The sequence below is a fragment of the Rhodococcus sp. 14C212 genome (assembly GCF_011058195.1).
Taxonomy (GTDB): Bacteria; Actinomycetota; Actinomycetes; order Mycobacteriales; family Mycobacteriaceae; genus Rhodococcus; species Rhodococcus aetherivorans.
The window spans coordinates 30,482-43,264 of record NZ_JAALEH010000046.1 but is presented as its reverse complement, the minus strand read 5'-3'; the positions used below and the strand labels follow the sequence as shown (position 1 = coordinate 43,264).

General features: G+C 69.3%; 9 protein-coding genes and 1 pseudogene. 6 read left to right on the top strand and 4 right to left on the bottom strand.

From position 1 onward, the window contains the following. Positions 1-341: pseudogene (locus tag G6038_RS19190) on the top strand (LLM class flavin-dependent oxidoreductase); the annotation flags it as partial. Between the two features lie 72 nt (positions 342-413). On the opposite strand, the gene G6038_RS19185 reads toward G6038_RS19190, so the two are convergent. Together G6038_RS19185 and G6038_RS19180 are read right to left on the bottom strand one after the other, a co-directional pair. Next, positions 414-1,466 (bottom strand): MBL fold metallo-hydrolase, encoded by a 1,053-nt coding sequence (locus G6038_RS19185; RefSeq protein ID WP_165039383.1) that lies wholly within the window; start codon positions 1,464-1,466, stop codon positions 414-416. A 185-nt stretch (positions 1,467-1,651) separates the two neighbouring features. After that, complete coding sequence (locus tag G6038_RS19180) at positions 1,652-2,596, bottom strand: AraC family transcriptional regulator (RefSeq protein WP_165039382.1); 945 nt, start codon at positions 2,594-2,596, stop codon at positions 1,652-1,654. Positions 2,597-2,833: 237 nt separating this feature from the next. Here G6038_RS19180 and G6038_RS19175 point away from each other — a divergent pair, with 237 nt between their 5' ends. From G6038_RS19175 to G6038_RS19155, 5 genes are all read left to right on the top strand, one after another. Beyond that, entirely contained in the window at positions 2,834-3,406 is a 573-nt protein-coding gene (locus tag G6038_RS19175) for a flavin reductase family protein (protein WP_165039381.1), read from the top strand. Positions 3,407-3,437: 31 nt separating this feature from the next. Then, entirely contained in the window at positions 3,438-5,057 is a 1,620-nt protein-coding gene (locus G6038_RS19170; protein WP_165039380.1) for a 4-hydroxyphenylacetate 3-hydroxylase N-terminal domain-containing protein, read from the top strand. A gap of 19 nt (positions 5,058-5,076) precedes the next feature. After that, positions 5,077-5,925: a catechol 1,2-dioxygenase gene (gene catA / locus G6038_RS19165; protein ID WP_165039379.1), complete on the top strand. Its 849-nt coding sequence runs from the start codon at positions 5,077-5,079 to the stop codon at positions 5,923-5,925. A gap of 80 nt (positions 5,926-6,005) precedes the next feature. After that, a complete protein-coding gene (gene pta, locus G6038_RS19160) occupies positions 6,006-8,090 on the top strand; it encodes a phosphate acetyltransferase (RefSeq protein WP_165039378.1) in 2,085 nt (694 codons plus the stop codon). Next, a complete protein-coding gene (locus tag G6038_RS19155) occupies positions 8,087-9,286 on the top strand; it encodes an acetate kinase (RefSeq protein WP_165039377.1) in 1,200 nt (399 codons plus the stop codon). The genes pta and G6038_RS19155 overlap by 4 nt, the downstream gene beginning before the upstream one ends. A 99-nt stretch (positions 9,287-9,385) precedes the next feature. Here G6038_RS19155 and G6038_RS19150 read toward each other — a convergent pair whose 3' ends face one another. Further along, complete coding sequence (locus G6038_RS19150; RefSeq protein WP_165039376.1) at positions 9,386-10,255, bottom strand: DUF559 domain-containing protein; 870 nt, start codon at positions 10,253-10,255, stop codon at positions 9,386-9,388. 195 nt (positions 10,256-10,450) lie between these two features. Then, the gene (locus tag G6038_RS19145; RefSeq protein WP_165039375.1) at positions 10,451-12,778 is read right to left on the bottom strand and encodes a serine/threonine-protein kinase; all 2,328 of its coding nucleotides are present in this window, start codon (positions 12,776-12,778) and stop codon (positions 10,451-10,453) included. Between the last annotated feature and the right edge of the window lie 5 nt (positions 12,779-12,783).

Below are 12,783 nucleotides of genomic sequence, written 5' to 3'. Positions count from 1 at the left end.
GGATCGACAAGATGATCGAGATCAAGATCTCCTACGACACCGATTCGGAGCGGGCGCTGGAGAACACCCGGTTCTGGGCGCCGTTGTCGCTGTCGGCGGAGCAGAAGCATTCGATCGACGATCCGATCGAGATGGAGGCGGCGGCCGATGCGTTGCCGATCGAGCAGGTGGCCAAGCGGTGGATCGTGGCGTCGGATCCGGACGAGGCGGTCGAGCAGGTCGGCGCGTATGTGCAGGCGGGGCTGAACCATCTGGTGTTCCACGCGCCGGGGCACGATCAGCGGCGCTTTTTGGAGTTGTTCGAGCGTGACCTGGCGCCGCGCCTGCGTGCGTTGGCCTGACGCGGCTGACGCCGCCGGTGTGCCTTTTGGGCGGTCAGGGCAGCCCAAAAGGCACACCGGCGGCGGAGCCGCCTAGTCGATGCGGACGTCGTCGGCGGTGATCGTGAAACTCATCAGGTCCGCGCCGACGGTCAGAGGACCGTCGTAGGTCTCGCGGGTACGGTCGACCAGGACTTCGTCGGTGACGCCCGGTACGCGGCCGGGGATGCCGTTGACGATGTGGCTGTAGACGGCCATCTTCGGCGCGGTTTCGGTGAAGATCTCTCCGGCCTGCCTCGGATTGGTGTGGTGGGCGTAGACGTTCGGCAGGGCCGCGGGATCCTCGAATTCGGCCACCTCGTGGATCAGGACGTCCACGCCCGTACCGTAGCGGACGACGTTGTCCACCGGCACGGTGTCGCCGCTGATCAGGACCGACCTCCCGGCGTAGTCGACGCGATATCCCACCGCCGGACGGATGGCGTCGGCGGGATCGTGCCGCACCTCGAACATGGTGACCTTCACCCCGTCCCGGTCGAAAACGACTCCGTCGCGGTCGAACTCGTGCGGGACGATCGTGGTGGTGGCGCGATCGACCTCGCCGTCCGCGACGCGGACGTCGATGTCGTTGCGGAACGTCTGGGCCAGACCGTCGGTGATATTCTGCACGCCCGTCGGTCCGTACACGTCGAACGTGCCCTCGCGGCCGCCGAACGCGGGAATGAACCCGGTCATCCACAGGTCGTCCAGGCCGTTGACGTGATCGGAATGGAAGTGGGTGAGGAACACGCCGTCGATCTGTCCGAGCGGAACGCCCGCCTGGTTCAGGCGTACCGTCGCGCCGCGACCGGTGTCGAACACCAGGTTCAGACCGTTGGCCTGAACCAGGGTCGACATGCCGTAGCGAGTGGTGCTCGGAACGGGACTACCCGTGCCGAGCAACGTCACTCGCATCTCGCCCTCGGCGACCGGCGCGGCCGCGGGGTGCGGGGCGTCGTCGGCGGAGGTGCCACCGGTCGCCGCGGCGGACGCGGAGTCGACGGGCTCGGACGACGAACAGGCAGCGAACGTGACGCAGAGCGCGCCGGTCGCGAGGGCTGCCGCTGCTCGCCTGCCGAGACGTGAGTGCGGAACTGTCCTCGTCATCGTTCACCTTTCGTCTTCTGCACGAGCCTTCCGGACCGCCGTAGGCACCGTCGCGAATGTACGCAATGCGTACGCATGCTTCACTATGCGTACATAATGATGTGGGAGCGGTCACACGAAAGTCAAACGCGCCGCGGGGCCGCAGTGGATGCCGAGCGAAATCAGGTGCGCAGTCGCGCTGCAGATCAGGCGGTCACGCCGCGCAGCGTCTCGGACGGGCTCACGCCGTACTTGCGCCGGTACGCGGCGGCGAACCGTCCGGTGTGCATGATGCCCCAGCGAAACTCGACATCGGAAACAGTTGCAGTGCAGTAGGTTACGGATAGCTCCGCGTGGACCCGCTCGAGCCGGACGTCGGCGAGGTACTCCATGGGCGTCATGCCGACGCACTCGCGGAACCCCTGCTGGATGCGGCGGACGCTGACGCCGACGAGGTCGGCCATCTCCGCGGCGGTCCACTGACGCGCCGGATCCTGCTGGATCGCGTCCATCACCCGCTTGACGGTCCGCGGCCGCACCCCGGCCGGGCCGTCACCGTCGTCCGGTGCGGCGGCAAGCACCAGGGCAGTCGTGACGGCGCGGCAGAGTTGCTCGGCCACCTGGTCACTGCGCAGTAGGACGTTGTCCCGCAGCGACTCGTCGGCGACCGCTCGCACGAGGCGCAACCAGTCGGCCCCCGCCCCCGACCGCAGATCCAGTTGCGCGGGCAATCGCCTGCCGGGACGGGGGAGCAGTCGGTCCATCTCGCGCTGCACGTAGTCGCGGTCGATCTTGAACCCGATGATCTCGCACGAACTGCTCCACCGGGTGATGACGGTCGGGGTGTCGGGTGGGCAGACCGTCGCCAGGCCGGGAGTCGACACGACCTCGTCGCGACCGACGGCGGTGACGAGGTGCCCGGTCAGGGGAATGTTGATGCCGTACGCGCCGGGATGTTCGGAACGGATCGACACGTCGACGCCGAAGCCGATCCGCGCCAGCCGCGAGGCGCCGAGCCGGGTCGACTCCAGCGACGTGCGGGCTGCGGGTCCGCGGCTGAGGAGTGTCAGCTGGTGCGGGAAGTACGCCTGGGACACCACATCGTGCACTTCGTCCCAGTTCGTGAAGCCGCGGCTTTCCGGTGCTCGCATTCGCCCTTCCAACCCTCCCAACTGGTGCCGTGCCGGTGTGCGGGCAACTCCCCACGCTAGCACCGCACTGTGATCACGGTCACGTGCCGCCCGGTCCGTCCGGTGCGTTCCGTGCCCGCTTCGCAATGCGGATCGCCCCTTCGCAACGCGGATCGACGGGGTGTGATCCGGGTCATATGTTGGTTCTCGTTCCGGATCGACCCGCGATCGCACATCGTGCAGAAAGGCGGTCTCCTCATGGACCAGCGAGCACTTCGCAACATCTTCGGCCAGTTCGCCAGCGGGGTCACGGTCGTCACGTGCGCCAACGCCGACAGCGCGCCGCACGGGGCCACGGTCACCGCCTTCACCGCCATCTCGCTGGAGCCGAGGCTGTGCCAGGTGACGCTGACGCGGACGTCGAAGGCGTGCGGCTACCTCAGCGACGCGCCGTTCGCCGTGAACATTCTGTCGGCCGAACAGATCTCCACCGCACTGCATTTCGCGGGCAGGCCGCAGGCCGTCGCACCGACATGGGACGACACCGGAATCGCCCCCGCCCTCCTCGGCAACGCGGCCACCCTGATCTGCCGCCCGTGGGCCGAATACGACGGCGGCGACCACGTCATCTTCGTCGGCGAGATCGTCGACGCCTCCGTCGACGCGGAGAAGGACCCGCTCCTGTTCTTCCGCAGCACCTTCCACGACCTCGGGGACCGATCCGGCTCGGCCGCGTGGAACGGGTGCCTCGACGATCCGCACAGCGGATGGTTCGACGCCACCGCCACATTCACGCCCCTGCACTCGCAGCTCGCCCGCGCTGCCTCCTGATCCCGCTCCCGCCTCTTTCGAAGGGAAGACAATGACCACCACCGAAGCAGCCCCCGCTACCGGCACCGTCGATCGGTCGAAGGTGAACGTCGCCGCGGACCACCCGGCCAATCAGCAGAAGAACTTCGCCTCGCGGCCCATGACCGGCGACGAGTACATCGCGTCGATCGACGACGGTCGCGAAATCTACCTGCACGGGGAGCGCGTCAAGGACTTCACCAACCACCCGGCGTTCCGCAACTCCATCCGCATGACCGCGCGCCTCTACGACGCGCTGCACACCGGCGAGCACGTCGGCACCCTCACCGCCCCGACCGACACCGGCAACGGCGGGGTGACCATGCCGTTCTTCCGCACCCCGAAGTCCGCGAACGACCTGCGAGCCGACCGCGACGCCATCGCCACCTGGGCGCGGCTGACCTACGGCTGGATGGGCCGCAGCCCCGACTACAAGGCCTCCTTCCTCGGCACGCTCGGCGCCAACGACGAGTTCTACTCGCCGTTCCAGGACAACGCCAAGCGCTGGTACCGCGAATCGCAGGAGAAGGTCCTGTACTGGAACCACGCGATCATCAACCCGCCGGTGGACCGGTCGCTGCCGCCGGACGAGGTGGGCGACGTGTTCATGAAGGTGGAGAAGGAGACCGACGCGGGCCTGATCGTCTCCGGCGCGAAGGTCGTCGCCACCGGCTCGGCGATCACCAACTACAACTTCATCGCCCACTACGGCCTGCCGATCAAGAAGAAGGAATTCGCCCTGATCTGCACGGTGCCGATGGACGCCCCCGGCATCAAGCTGATCTCGCGCGCCTCCTACAGCCAGAACGCCAACGTCGTCGGATCCCCGTTCGACTACCCGCTGTCCTCGCGTATGGACGAGAACGACGCGATCTTCATCTTCGACAAGGTGCTGGTGCCGTGGGAGAACGTGTTCATGTACGGCGACGTGGAGAAGATCAACAACTTCCTCGGCGGCTCCGGCTTCCTCCAGCGCTTCACCCTGCAGGGTTGCACGCGCCTGGCGGTCAAGCTCGACTTCATCGCGGGCCTGCTGATGAAGGCCCTCGACGCGACCGGCGCCGGCGGTTTCCGCGGCGTGCAGACCCGCGTCGGTGAGGTCATCGGCTGGCGCAACCTGTTCTGGTCGCTCACCGACGCGATGGTCAACAACCCGGAACCGTGGATCGGCGACACCGTCATCCCGAAGCTCGAGTACGGCCTGACCTACCGGATGTTCGCGATGCAGGGCTACCCGCGGATCAAGGAGATCATCGAACAGGACGTCGCCTCGGGCCTGATCTACCTGCCGTCCTCGGCGGCGGACTTCAAGAATCCCGAGGTGCGGCCCTACCTGGACAAGTACGTCCGCGGCTCCGACGGGATCACCGCCGTGGACCGGGTCAAGGTCATGAAGGCTCTGTGGGATTCGATCGGCTCCGAATTCGGCGGCCGCCACGAACTGTACGAGCGCAACTACGCCGGCAACCACGAGAACGTCAAGGCCGAGCTGCTGTTCGCCGCGGAGAGCCGCGGGGACGTGTCCTCCATGAAGGGCCTCGCCGAGCAGTTCATGAGCGAGTACGACCTCGACGGCTGGACCGTGCCCGACCTCGTCGGCAACGACGACGTGTCCCACTTCCGCCGCGCCTGACCACTTTCCGGGAGAGATCATGACCATCACCGAGACACCCACCGCGGTCGGCTCCGGCAACGCCGCCACCGACAAGTTCAAGGGCGAACGCTTCACCGCCGACACCTCGCCGGAGCGGTTGTCCGCCCTCGCGACGGAAGCCCTCGCGGGATTCAGTGCACTGATCCGGAAGTATGCCGTCACCTACGACGAGTACCGCGTGCTCAAGCAGTGGCTCATCGACGTGGGCGAGGGCGGCGAGTGGCCACTGCTGCTGGACGTGTTCGTCGAGCACGAGATCGAGGACGTCAACTCCCGGAGGTTCCGCGGCACCAAGGGCAGCATCGAGGGGCCGTACTACGTTCCGGGCGCACCGGAACTACCGGCGCAGTGCGCGCTCCCGATGCGCGACGAGGATCGCGTCCACACCCCGCTGGTCCTGCGCGGACAGGTCACCGACCTCGACGGTCGGGGCCTCGGCGGGGCCCGGATCGAGATCTGGCACGCCGACGACGAAGGCTACTACTCCCAGTTCGCCCCGCACCTCCCGCAATGGAATCTGCGCGGCACCGTCGTCGCCGATGCCGAGGGTCGCTACGACATCACCACCATCGAGCCGGCTCCGTATCAGATCCCCACCGACGGGCCCACCGGACAGTTCATCGAGGCAGCCGGATGGCACCCGTGGCGCCCGGCGCACCTGCACCTGCGGGTGACCGCACCCGGCAGGCAACCGATCATCACTCAGCTGTACTTCGCCGGTGGTGAGTGGCTCGACGACGACGTCGCGACCGCGACGAAGCCGGAACTCGTCCTCGAACCACAGGTCGACGACGCCGGCCGCAAGGTGGCCACGTACGACTTCGCGCTCGACCCGCTCGCGGACTGACGCGGCTGCGCCGCCGGTGCGTCTTTCGGGTTGCTCCCACCGCCCGAAGGACGCACCGGCGCAGCGCTAGGGTGTGAGCCATGAGCGCCGCCGCCGAGTCCGTGTCGAGTATCTACATCGCTGCGCCGGAGGGCGACACCGGCAAGTCCACCGTCGCGCTCGGCCTGCTCCAGGCGCTGTGCGCCTCCGCCGCGCGCGTCGGCGTCTTCCGCCCCATCGCCCGCTCCGACGGCGAGCGCGACTACATCCTCGAACTGCTCCTCGAGCGCATCACCGTCGACCTCGACTACGACGAGTGCGTCGGCGCCACCTACGACGACGTGCACGCCGATCCCGAGGCCGCCCTCAGCGAGATCGTCGTCAAGTACCACGCCGTCGCCGACCGATGCGACGCCGTCGTCATCGTCGGCAGCGACTACACCGAGATCGCCAACCCCAGCGAGCTCGGCTACAACGCGCGCATTGCCGCGAATCTCGATGCGCCCGTTCTGCTCGTACTGCGCGGCTCCCGGCGCACCCCCGACGAGGTGGCGCAACTGACCGGCGTGTGCACGGCCGAGCTCGCCGCCCAGCACGCCCACCTGACCGGAATCGTCGTCAACCGCTGTCCCTCCGACCGGCTCGACGAGATCGCCGCGGCCGTCGGGGACCGGGGCGTGCCGCTGTGGACGCTGCCGGAGGTGCCGATCCTCGTCGCGCCGACCATGGGCGAACTGCTGACCGCGATCGACGGCGAACTCTACAGCGGCGATCCCGAGCTGCTGCACCGCGAGGCGCTGCGCGTCATGGTCGGCGGCATGACCGCCGAACACATCCTCGAACGCATCACCGAGGGTGTCGTGGTGATCGCTCCCGCCGACCGCTCCGACGTGCTCCTCGCCCTCGTGAATGCCAATGCCGCCGAAGGATTTCCCTCGCTGGCCGGCATCATCATGAACGGTGGGCTCCTGCCGCACCCGGCGATGGCGCAACTCGTCGCCGGACTCCGGCCCAGCCTGCCGATCCTGACGACCACCCTGGGGACGTTCGACACCGCATCGGCCGCCGACCGGACGCGCGGTCGCATGGCGCTCGGCGCGCACCGCAAGATCGACACCGCCGTCGCGCTGATGGAGCAGCACGTGGACACGGATCGGCTGCTGAGCCGCCTCGACGTGCCCCGGCCGTCCGTCACGACCCCGCAGATGTTCGAGTACCAGCTCATCGACTGGGCCCGCCGCCGGCGCCGGCACATCGTCCTGCCCGAAGGCGACGACGACCGGATCCTGCGCGCGGCCGGTCGCGTCCTGCAACGCAAGATCGCCGACCTGACGATCCTCGGCGACGAGACGCAGGTGCGGCGCCGGGCGGCCGAACTCGGCGTGGACCTGAGTGCGGCGACGGTGCTGGATCCCAGGTCGTCCGAGCACGCCGAGCCGTTCGCCGAGGAGTACGCCCGGCTGCGTGCCCACAAGGGGATGACGATCGAACGCGCCCGCGAGATCATGAGCGACATTTCGTATTTCGGCACGATGATGGTGCACCTCGGGGTCGCCGACGGCATGGTCTCCGGTGCCGCGCACACCACCGCGCACACCATCCGGCCGTCCTTCGAGATCATCAAGACCGAACCCGGCGTGTCGACGGTGTCGAGCATCTTCCTCATGTGCCTGTCGGACCGGGTGCTCGCCTACGGCGACTGCGCGGTGGTGCCCGACCCCACCAGCGATCAGCTCGCCGACATCGCGATCTCCTCCGCCGCCACCGCCGCCCGCTTCGGCATCGAACCGCGGATCGCGATGCTGTCCTACTCGACCGGCGAGTCCGGTTCGGGCGTCGACGTCGACAAGGTCCGCGCCGCCACCGCCCTGGTGCGCGAGCGCAGGCCGGATCTGCCGGTGGAGGGACCGATCCAGTACGACGCCGCGATCGAACCGTCGGTGGCCAGCGCCAAGCTTCCCGACTCGGAGGTCGCGGGCCGGGCCACCGTGTTCATCTTCCCGGACCTCAACACCGGCAACAACACCTACAAGGCCGTGCAGCGCAGCGCCGGAGCCGTCGCCGTCGGGCCGGTCCTGCAGGGCCTGCGCAAGCCCGTCAACGACCTGTCGCGCGGGGCGCTGATCCAGGACATCGTGAACACGGTGGCGATCACCGCAATCCAGGCGCAGGAGGCCGGCGAATGAGCTCCCAGACGGACGGCACCGTGCTGGTGCTCAACTCCGGCTCGTCGTCGATCAAGTTCCAGCTCGTCCACCCCGAGACCGGAGACTCGGTGGCGCACGGGCTCATCGAACGGATCGGTGAGCCCGAGGGCAGGGTCGTGTTCCACCACACCACCGGCACCGAGGAACACGTCGGTCCCATCGAGACCCACCGCGCCGGGCTGCGGATCGTCCTCGACTGGGTGGAGGGACTCGGCCGCCCCCTGCGCGAGGCCGGCATCATCGCCGTCGGCCACCGCCTCGTACACGGCGGCGAGGTGTTCCACGAGCCCACCCTCGTCGACGACGACGTGGTGCGCACCGTGAAGGAACTGGCCGTTCTTGCGCCGCTGCACAATCCGGCGAACGTCATCGGCATAGAGGTCGCTCGGGAGGAACTGCCCGGCATTCCGCACGTCGGGGTGTTCGACACCGCGTTCTTCCACGCCCTGCCCGCCGCGGCCGCCACGTACGCCATCGACCGGGACGTCGCCCGGGCGCACGGCATCCGGCGGTACGGCTTCCACGGGACGTCGCACCAGTACGTGTCCGAGCGTGCGGCCCGGTTCCTCGGACGTGACCTGTCGGAACTGAACCAGATCGTGCTGCATCTCGGCAACGGTGCCTCGGCCTCCGCTGTCGCCGGCGGCCGGCCCGTCGACACGTCCATGGGGTTGACCCCGCTCGAAGGGCTCGTCATGGGAACCCGTTGCGGCGACATCGATCCCGGCGTGCTGCTGCATCTGAACCGCAGCGCCGGGATGGACGTCGATTCCATCGACGACCTGCTCAACCGGCGCTCCGGGCTCAAGGGCCTGTCCGGCGTCAACGACTTCCGCGCCCTGCTGCGGCTCGTCGCCGAGGGCTCCGAGGACGCGAGGCTCGCCTACGACGTCTACGTGCACCGCCTGCGCAAGTACCTCGGCGCGTATCTCGTCGAACTGGGTGGCGTCGACGTCGTCGTGTTCACCGGCGGGGTGGGGGAGAACAACGTCGACGTCCGTCGCGACGCCCTCGCCGGTCTCGAGCGGCTCGGCATCGCCGTCGACGAGACCCGCAACGCCGCCTCCGCCCGCGGCGAGCGGCGCATCTCGGCGGACACGTCGCAGGTGGAGGTTCTCGTCATCCCGACCAACGAGGAGCTCGCCATCGCGCGGGCGGCCGCGGCGCTGGTGTAGGCCGGGAGCTTCTCGCGTCCACCGGGAGGTTGTTGTCGGTGCCACTCGGTGGATGGCGCCGCCACAGCCCGATCGTCGCGACAACCTCCCGGTCGAATCTCACAACCGAGCGCCGGCGGCCCGTAGCGCCGCCCGGACCCGGTCGAGTACGACGTGCGGCCGTCCGGCGAGCAGTTGAGCACCCACCCGGACAACCCGCCATCCGGCCGCCTCGAGAACGGCGTACCTGTCGATGTCCCGGGTGCGCTGGGTGGGGTCGGTCCAGTGATGGCCGCCGTCGTACTCCACGAGGACCCGCCAGCGCTTCCAGCCCATGTCGCCGCGCGCCAGCACGCTGCCGCCCGAGCCGTAGACGAGCAGCTGGGTCTCCGGCGGTGGCAGTCCGTCGCGGACCGGCAACAAACGGGTGCGGGTTTCGGGTGGCGACTCCGCGCCTGCGTCGACGAGGAGCAGTGAACGGCGCAGATCGCTGATCCCCCGCGCACCTGAATGGCAGCGGGCGACGTCGAGGATCGCCCCGGGTGTGATGCCCGTGGCGTTGCACAGTGCGTCGAGGATCTCGACTCCGCGATCGCCGGGGTGCGCGCGCCCCAGGTCGAATGCGGTCCGTGCCGGTGTTGTCACCACCATTCCGTCCACGAGGCAGAGTTCGTCGTCGGGGACGCAGCCCTGCCGGACGACGATGCCGGCCGGGGCCCGGACGTGTCCGAGCCGGAGGATCTCGGCCGGAGCCGCATCGTCGATCCATCGGGTTCCGTGTACCGCGGCTGCCGAGAGGCCCGTGAGGACCCCCTTTCCACCTGCCCACAGCCATGCCGCCGTCGCTCGGTTCCGGGCAGTGGATGCGACGCCGCATCGGACGTACACGTTGCGGTGGAGCCGAACGAATCCGTGCCGAAGTTCGTATGCGGTGAGCGCGCCGGCGGCGATCGCATCCGTGCCCAGGAAGGATGCGTCGAAGGTGTCCATCCGGTCCACGATGTAGGACGAGCCGCACTCCCGGAAGTCCCGTTGCCGCGGTTGTGGAGAAGTCGCGAGTTATCCACAATCGGACCGAGCGGGGCCTTTTCGTGGCCGGCGGGAGGTTGTTGTCGGTGCTACTCGGTCGATGTCCCAGCGACGGCCCGTTCGCCGCAACAAGCTCCCGTTCGGCACGGAGACGGGCTACAGGATGCTGCGGGGGCGGATGGCGTTGGCCAGGTCGACGAGGGTGTAGCGATGGGTGCGGGCGGGGGCGTTGCGGGCGAGGGCGCGCAGGCCGGACTCGGTGCCCGCGCGAAGTCCCCTCTCGGTGAAGGGGACGTCGAGGATCGGGTCGAGTTCGCGGCGGGCGGAGTGGCCGGCGCGCACCCAGTCGAGCGCCGTCGACAGCACCAGGGTACGCATCTGCAGGAACCGGCTCTCGTCGGGCGACAACGTCCCCACCCGGCGCGCGGCCTCGCGCAGCTCGGCTTCCTCCAGTTCGTCGATCGGCCTGTCGTGCAACAGGATCAGCACCGTGGTCATGCGGGCGACGGCGTGGTGCCGGGAACTCGCGGGCACCTGGTCGAGCGCCGCGATCGCACCGGCCCGGTCGCCGCGGCGGGTGAGCTGCCGGGCGAGGCCGAACGCCGCGCTGACGACGTTGTGGTCGGTGCGCCACACGGTGCGGTAGTAGCTCTCGCAGAATCGGCGCCAGGCCTCGGGATCGTCGCTCTCCCAGTGCTGCAGGATGAGTTCCGCGGTTGCGGCGAGCGCCAGCTTGGGTGCGGTCTCGCCGGGCATCGCCGCGAGTACCTTCTCGAATCTGCCGAAGGAGGACTCGAATTCATCGTTGACGAGTTCGGCCAGCCCGGCGTACCAGTCGATGCGCCAGTCCGCGCCGAGGTCGCGTTCGAGCTTGCGCAGGATCTCCGCGGCGCGGGTGCCGTGGCCCAGGTCGAGATGGGCGCGCACCTCCGCGAGGGTGATCTCGCGGGAGAACGAGACGTCCGCGGTGCCGACGACGCGTTCGAGCCCGTTGTCGCGCGCGTGCCGCAGCGAGTCGAGGGTCTGCTGGGGTTCGCTGTGCACCGCGGCGGCGAGCAGCGCGGCGCTCGGATCGTTGGGGTCGAGCAGCGGGACCGGCAGCGCCGTCGCCACGTCGCGGGCCGAGAGGTTCTCGTCCCGCGCGATGCCGTCGACGATCGAATCCGTGCGTCCGACGGCCTCGTCCGTGCCGAACGTCGTCCGCTGACGGCTGAACACCGACGACAGGCCGGGATGCTCCTCGCCGGTCTGCTGCGACAGGATCTCCCGCAGGACCCCCGTCAGCTGGCTCGCCATCTCGTCGGCCGACCGGAACCGCTGCTCCGGGTCGGCGTGGGTCGCCCGCAGCAGCAGCCGGTGGTACGACTCGTACTCCGCCAGCAGCGGTGCCTTCTCGGGGGTGGGCAGGCCGTCGGCCAGGCGGCCCTGCTGCCACGGCATGTCGAGGGTGAGCACGGCCAGGGTCCGGCCGACAGTGTAGATGTCGGTGGCGACGGTCGGGCCCGTGCGCACGATCTCCGGGGCCTGGTAGCCGGGCGTGCCGTACAGGTAGCCGTAGTCCTCCACGCCGGTGACGGCCCCGAGGTCGATGAGCTTGAGCTGCTCCTCGGTGACCATGATGTTCTCGGGCTTGAGGTCGTTGTAGACGAGCCCGATCGAGTGCAGGTAGCTCAGCGCCGGCATGATCTCGAGGACGTACGCGATGGCCTGTTCGACGGGCATCCGGGCCGGCTCGGGACAGCTGTCGAGCACCTCGCGCAGCGAATGCCCGCCCACGTATTCCATGACGATGTAGCCCATCGGGGTGCCGTCCGGGCGCAAGTGCTCGACGAAGTTGAAGATCTTCACGATGCTCGGGTGCGTCACCTCGGCGAGGAACTGCTTCTCGGCGACGGCGACGGCCTGCGCCTCGGCATCGCCCGAGTGCAGCAGGCCCTTGAGGACGACCCACCGGTCGCTCACGTTCCGGTCGACGGCGAGGTAGATCCAGCCCAGCCCGCCGTGCGCGAGGCAGCCCTGCACCTCGTACTGCCCGCCGACGATGGCGCCTGGCGGCAGCATCGGGACGAACTCGAACGGGGTGCCGCACGAGGGGCACCGCCCGGAGGTGGGGCCCGGCCCGTTCGGCGTGCTGCGGCCGACCGGCTTGCCGCACTTCCAGCAGAACCGCTTGCCCTCGGCCACGTGCGGATCCGGGAGCACGACGGAGGCCGGGTCGACGGGCGCGGGGACCGGGATGTCCACGAGCCCGGCGAGGCGCCGCCGCGAGGGCACGCGCGGCCGGGATCGCCGCGACGACCGTTGCGACGGGACGCTGCCACGGGCGGGGGCGCTGCGCTGGGCGGCGGGTGCGGTCTCCGGCGGGGCGCTGCGCTGCGTCGCGGGTCCCGTCTCCGGCGCGGCGCTGCGCTCGGTGGCGGGCCCGCCGTCCGGCGGGGCACCGCGCTGCGTCGCCGCGCCCGGTTCGTGTTCGGTGTCGGACATGCGGC